Below are 6,039 nucleotides of genomic sequence, written 5' to 3'. Positions count from 1 at the left end.
GCGGTGGTTCAGTAACACATTTAGTGACTGACACTCCGCTTTCGCGAGCAAGCCCGCTCCCACATTTTGCTTCCGGTTTCTACCAGGAGAACTCGAGTTGTTCGTTGCCGCTGCTTAGATCCAGCAGCCGCACACCAATGCCCAACAACCGCACCGGCTTCCCACCCCGATTAAACGCCTGCGTCAGCAGCTGTTGATAACTCTCCAAGTCCCGCCCTGCCCCCGCCTGTTCCAGGGTCGTCTGGGTAAAGTCATGAAACTTCACCTTAACGAACGGCTTGCCCGCGCGGTAGCTGCTGTCGATACGCGCCATGCGCCCGGCCAGGGTTTCCATCAGCTCGGGCAGTTTCGCCAGGCAGCTTGAGAGATCCGGCAGATCGACATCGTAGGTGTTTTCCACACTGATGGACTGCCGACGACTGTCGTTGTGCACCGCTCGGTCATCAATCCCACGCGCCAGGCTCCACAGTCGCTCACCAAAACTGCCGAATTCGCGCACCAGCGCCAGCTTGTTCCACTCACGCAGTTGCAGGCAGTCTTCAATGCCCAGGCGCGCCAGCTTGTCCGCCGTAACTTTGCCGACACCGTGCAATTTGTTCACCGGCAATTGGGACACAAAGTCTTCGACCTGGTCCGGGGTAATCACGAACAGGCCGTTGGGTTTCTTCCAGTCGCTGGCGATCTTGGCCAGGAACTTGTTCGGCGCCACGCCAGCGGAGACGGTGATGTGCAACTGATTGGAGACCCGGCGCCGGATATCCTGGGCAATACGCGTGGCACTGCCACCAAAGTGTGGGCAGTCGGACACATCCAGGTAGGCTTCATCCAGCGACAGCGGTTCGATCAGGTCGGTGTAGTCGCGAAAGATCGTGTGGATTTCCTTCGACGCTTCCTTATAGGCATCCATGCGCGGCTTGACGATGGTCAGGTCCGGGCACAGCTTCAAGGCGTGGCGTGAAGACATGGCCGAACGCACCCCATACGCCCGCGCCTCGTAGTTGCAGGTGGCGATCACCCCGCGCCGGTCAGCCGAGCCGCCCACCGCCAGCGGCTTTTGCGCCAGGCTCGGGTCGTCGCGCATCTCGATGGCGGCGTAGAAACAATCACAATCAACGTGGATGATTTTGCGCTGCGTCATATAAACAGAGGGTTGATTCAACGGATGGCCAGTATCGCATCCACCCCTGTATATAGCACCAGTAGTTTGAATCTTCCGTTTGAACAGTAGGAAGATTCGCGGATGAATTTATTTTTTCAATCGAATCGAGCCCCCCAATAGAGCTGAAACCCCTGGCCAGACTGGGCCGGAGCCGTTCACACAAGTGTCTTATAGCGCTAACCGATTGAACCACAAGCGCTTTTCTTCGAATAAGCGGTTGACACCCCGGCGTTCCTCTGTAGAATGCCGACACACAGACGCGGGATGGAGCAGTCTGGTAGCTCGTCGGGCTCATAACCCGAAGGTCGTCGGTTCAAATCCGGCTCCCGCAACCAAACATCAAAAAAGGCTACTCGAAAGAGTGGCCTTTTTTGTGCGCGTCTGTTTTTGATTGTCGGACAAAAATCTTTGTCTATCGCGCACTTACCGCTCGCGAGCGGCCATTCAACGACTAATTCACACTTATTTGACCGATACATCTATTAACGGTTGACACCCCGCCGCTTGGCTGTAGAATGCCGCCCACAGACGCGGGATGGAGCAGTCTGGTAGCTCGTCGGGCTCATAACCCGAAGGTCGTCGGTTCAAATCCGGCTCCCGCAACCAAACATCAAAAAAGGCTACTCGAAAGAGTGGCCTTTTTTGTATCCGGTGAAAAAGTCCTTCTGAAACAATGGCATGGCATCTTTCATGAAACCGTAGACGGTTTGTAGAGTCCATCTCATTGCAAGCTATGCTCAATGCTCAAGCGCTGCCCTCTACGACCAATGGCCGCAGTCGCCGCCCCCGGCGATCCGCGTTAATATTTGTAATTATTTTGTCCATAGGGATTGGTAACTTGGCTGGATACCTCCATCCTGTCGCGCACAATCCACGAGGTGATTGATGCGCGCCAACTCGTCTGAACCACTAGACACCGTCACAGCAGAACAACCGATCGCTCCCGCCCGTTTGCGCTGGCTGGATCTGTTGAGCAAATACCGCCAGCCCATCGGCCTGGCTGTCACCTTGTTGCTGTTCGCAATCGCCCTGATCGCCTGCCGGCACTTGTTGCTGGAGCTGGACCTCTACGCCCTGCATGACTCAATCCTGGAAGTGCCCAAGCCCGCCCTGCTGGGTGCGTTTGCTGCAGCGGTCGCCGGTTTCGTCATTCTGTTGGGCTATGAGTTTTCCGGTGCGCGCTACGCGGGTGTGAACCTGCCGGCCAAGACCCTGGCCCTCGGTGGCTTCACCGCCTTTGCCATCGGCAATGCCATTGGCCTGTCGATGCTCTCCGGCGGTTCGGTGCGCTACCGTTTATATGCACGGCATGGCATCGGGGCTTCGGAAGTTGCCCACATGACCGTGTTTGCCAGCCTGGCCCTGGGCACCGCCCTGCCGCCGCTGGCCGCACTGGCGACCCTGAGCAACCTGCCGGCCGCTTCGACCTACCTGCATTTGCCGCAAGCGGTGCTGGGCGGGATTGCTGGCGCGGTGCTGCTGTTGTCGGCGGTGTTGTGCATCGGTATTTATCGCCGCCGCCTGCCCGAGCAACCCTACCCGGACAACCTGCTGGTGAAAGCCGGCCGGCGCACCCTGCGCCTGCCGGGCCGGCGCCTGACCTTCCTGCAACTGATCATCACCGCATTGGACGTCGCTGCCGCCGCCACCGTCCTCTATATGTTGCTGCCGGAAGCGCCACCCTTCGGCCCGTTCCTGCTGGTGTACCTGCTGGCCCTGGCGGCCGGCGTGCTCAGCCATGTGCCGGGCGGCGTGGGTGTCTTCGAAGCCATCCTGCTCGCCGCCTTCGCCGACAAACTCGGTGCCGCGCCACTGGCCGCCGCCCTGCTGCTGTACCGCATGATCTATGTGGTACTGCCATTGCTGATCGCCTGTGTGTTCCTGCTGGTCAATGAAGCGCAGCGCCTGTTCCAGACCCAGCAAAGCCTGCGGGTCGCCTCTGGCCTGGCGGCACCGGTGTTGGCCGTGCTGGTTTTTTTGTCCGGCGTGGTCCTGCTGTTTTCCGGCGCCACGCCAGAAATCGACTCACGCCTGGAAAACATCGGCTTCCTGATTCCCCACCGCCTGATTGACGCCTCGCACTTTGGCGCCAGCCTGATCGGCGTGCTGTGCCTGTTACTGGCCCAGGGTTTGCGCCGACGTTTGTCGGCGGCCTGGATGCTGACCATGGTGTTGCTGCTGACCGGTGCCCTGCTCTCGTTGCTCAAGGGCTTCGACTGGGAAGAAGCCAGTCTGATGACCATGACCGCGATCCTGCTGGCGATCTTCCGCCGCTCGTTCTACCGCGCCAGCCGCCTGACCGAACTGCCGTTCTCGCCGCTGTACCTGGTGGCCAGCGTCTGCGTGCTGGGCGCATCGATCTGGCTGCTGCTGTTCGCCTATCAAGACGTGCCCTACAGCCACCAACTGTGGTGGCAGTTCACCCTCGACGCCAACGCCCCGCGCGGCCTGCGCTCGTTGCTGGGTGCCGCCGTGCTGCTGGTGATCGTGTCGCTGACCTGGTTGCTGCGCACCGCACGCCCGATCATCCACCTGCCCACCCCGGAAGAACTGGAGCGCGCCAGCAAGATCCTGATGGCCTCGTCCCAACCCGACGGCGGCCTGGCGCTGACCGGTGACAAAGCGCTGCTGTTCCACCCCAATGATGAAGCTTTCCTCATGTACGCCCGTCGTGGCCGCAGCCTGGTAGCCTTGTACGATCCGATCGGCCCGACCCAACCGCGCGCCGAGATGATCTGGCAGTTCCGCGACTTGTGCGACATCCACCATGCGCGCCCGGTGTTCTACCAGGTGCGGGCGGAGAACCTGCCGTACTACATGGACATCGGCCTCACCGCGATCAAGCTGGGCGAAGAAGCCCGCGTCGACCTGAAACGCTTTGACCTGGAAGCCAAGGGCAAAGAGATGAAGGACCTGCGCTACACCTGGAACCGTGGCACCCGGGATGGCCTATCCCTGGAGATCCATGAACCGGGCACGGCGCCGATGGATGAACTCAAAGTCATCTCCGACGCCTGGCTGACCGGCAAGAACGTGCGGGAAAAAGGCTTTTCCCTGGGCCGTTTCAGCGACGACTACCTCAAGCACTTTCGTATTGCGATCATTCGCTTCGAAGGGCGCCCGGTGGCCTTCGCCAACCTGCTCGAGACCTACAACCACGACCTGGCCAGCCTCGACCTGATGCGTGCGCACCCGGACGCGCCCAAGCTGACCATGGAGTTCATGATGGTCGGCCTGATTCAACATTATAAGAGTCACGGCTACGCCCGCTTCAGCCTCGGCATGGTGCCGTTGTCGGGCCTGCAACCACGCCGCGGCGCGCCACTGACCCAACGCCTGGGTTCGATGGTGTTCCGCCGTGGCGAGCAACTGTATAACTTCCAAGGTTTGCGCCGCTTCAAAGACAAGTTCCAGCCTGACTGGGAACCCCGTTACATGGCCGTGCCCGCAGGACTTGATCCGCTGGTGGCACTGGCCGATACCGCCGCCCTGATCGCGGGCGGCTTGACTGGATTGGTGAAACGCTGATGATTCGACGTTCCTGGCGGTATGTATTGGTCGTTGTAGTGCTGCTCGCGTTGATCGCGGGCGGTGGCTTTTGGTACTGGAACCGCCCTGCCCCGCAGCCAACCCTGGAGCAACTGCCCCAGGCGGACGGCTCGGCGATCACCCGCGTGACGCCAAACGGCGCCCCCAAAGCCCGCGTCGTCGTGGCCGTGATGGCGGATGAAACCCTGACCGACAGCCAGCTGATCGCCCTGAGCCAGGGCGGCAAGGCACAAATCGTACAAGTGGTCCTGCCAAAGGATGACTGCAAGCTGCAGGAACAAGCGCTGCAAGGCGCCCTGGCCCAGCTCAAGGGCCCTGCCACCCTGGTCAGCGGCATCGGCCCTGGCGCCGCCCTCGCCTGGCGCTGGCTGGCCACTCAGAACGACGACAAGGCCAATGCCATCTCCGTCGGTTTCGCCCTGGTGCAGGAAGGCTGCAAGGACCCGCTGCCGAAAACCTCAGCCCATGGCAACTGGCTGGTGGCGTGGAACGACAACCCTGACGACGAAAGCGCCAGTTTCGTACGCGACACACCGCGCGCCACCACCAGCATCAGCGACTACGACATTCACTACCCGCAAGTGCTGAACAACGAACTGCGCAAGCAACTGGTGGGTTCGGACAACGGCGGCCTGGCCATCCCAGTAGTCGAAGTACCGGCCGGCCAAGCCAAGGACACCGTAACCCTGTTCCTCTCCGGTGACGGCGGCTGGCGCGACCTGGACCGCGACGTGGCCGGCGAAATGGCCAAGATCGGCTACCCGGTGGTCGGCATCGACACCCTGCGCTACTACTGGCAGCACAAGACCCCGGAGCAAAGCGCCAAGGACCTTACCGAACTGATGCAGCACTACCGGCAGAAGTGGGGCACCAAGCGCTTCGTCCTGACCGGATATTCGTTCGGCGCCGACGTACTGCCCGCGATCTACAACCGCATGCCGGAAAACGAACAGCAGCGGGTCGACGCGATCATCCTGCTGGCCTTTGCCCGCACCGGCAGCTTTGAAATCGAAGTGGAAGGCTGGCTGGGCAACGCCGGCAAAGAAGCCGCGACCGGCCCGGAAATGGCCAAGCTGCCGCCTGAGAAGGTGGTGTGCATCTACGGTGCGGAAGAGGTCGATGAGAGTGGCTGCACCGACAAGACGGCGGTGGGTGAAGCGTTGAAGCTGCCAGGTGGGCATCACTTCGATGAGAACTACCCGGCGCTGGCCAAGCGCTTGGTGGACATCATCGTCAAGCACCAGGCCAAGGACAAAGCCGAGTAACTCCAGATCAAAAATGTGGGAGCGGGCTTGTGTGGGAGCGGGCTTGCTCGCGAAAGCGGTAGATCA

General features: G+C 61.0%; 3 protein-coding genes and 2 tRNA genes. 4 read left to right on the top strand and 1 reads right to left on the bottom strand.

What is annotated here, in order from left to right; all coding sequences use genetic code 11:
• Nucleotides 1–79: 79 nt before the first annotated feature.
• Nucleotides 80–1,138 (bottom strand): DNA polymerase IV, encoded by a 1,059-nt coding sequence (dinB, locus tag NUV89_RS26795; protein WP_257783685.1) that lies wholly within the window; start codon nucleotides 1,136–1,138, stop codon nucleotides 80–82.
• A 279-nt stretch (nucleotides 1,139–1,417) separates the two neighbouring features.
• Here dinB and NUV89_RS26790 point away from each other — a divergent pair.
• The 4 genes from NUV89_RS26790 to NUV89_RS26775 all read left to right on the top strand — a co-directional run bounded on the left by NUV89_RS26790 (nucleotide 1,418) and on the right by NUV89_RS26775 (nucleotide 5,973).
• Nucleotides 1,418–1,494: transfer RNA gene (locus tag NUV89_RS26790), tRNA-Met, on the top strand.
• A 194-nt stretch (nucleotides 1,495–1,688) separates the two neighbouring features.
• Nucleotides 1,689–1,765 (top strand) — tRNA-Met (locus NUV89_RS26785).
• Between the two features lie 279 nt (nucleotides 1,766–2,044).
• On the top strand, nucleotides 2,045–4,687 hold the full coding sequence (gene mprF / locus NUV89_RS26780; RefSeq protein WP_017736759.1) for a bifunctional lysylphosphatidylglycerol flippase/synthetase MprF: 2,643 nt from the start codon (nucleotides 2,045–2,047) through the stop codon (nucleotides 4,685–4,687).
• Nucleotides 4,687–5,973: a virulence factor family protein gene (locus NUV89_RS26775; RefSeq protein ID WP_257783684.1), complete on the top strand. Its 1,287-nt coding sequence runs from the start codon at nucleotides 4,687–4,689 to the stop codon at nucleotides 5,971–5,973. The genes mprF and NUV89_RS26775 overlap by 1 nt, the downstream gene beginning before the upstream one ends.
• Nucleotides 5,974–6,039: the final 66 nt, after the last annotated feature.

This window comes from Pseudomonas sp. 18.1.10 (assembly GCF_024655625.1).
GTDB lineage: Bacteria > Pseudomonadota > Gammaproteobacteria > Pseudomonadales > Pseudomonadaceae > Aquipseudomonas.
Note: the sequence above shows the minus strand (reverse complement) of the source record. Positions and strands in the feature narration are given on the sequence as shown.

What these genes read in the sequence shown, in the direction of transcription:
- mprF (WP_017736759.1), top strand. Translation starts at nt 2,045, where the DNA reads ATGCGCGCCAACTCGTCTGAACCACTAGACACCGTCACAGCAGAACAA.
- dinB (WP_257783685.1), bottom strand. Translation starts at nt 1,138, where the DNA reads ATGACGCAGCGCAAAATCATCCACGTTGATTGTGATTGTTTCTACGCC.
- NUV89_RS26775 (WP_257783684.1), top strand. Translation starts at nt 4,687, where the DNA reads ATGATTCGACGTTCCTGGCGGTATGTATTGGTCGTTGTAGTGCTGCTC.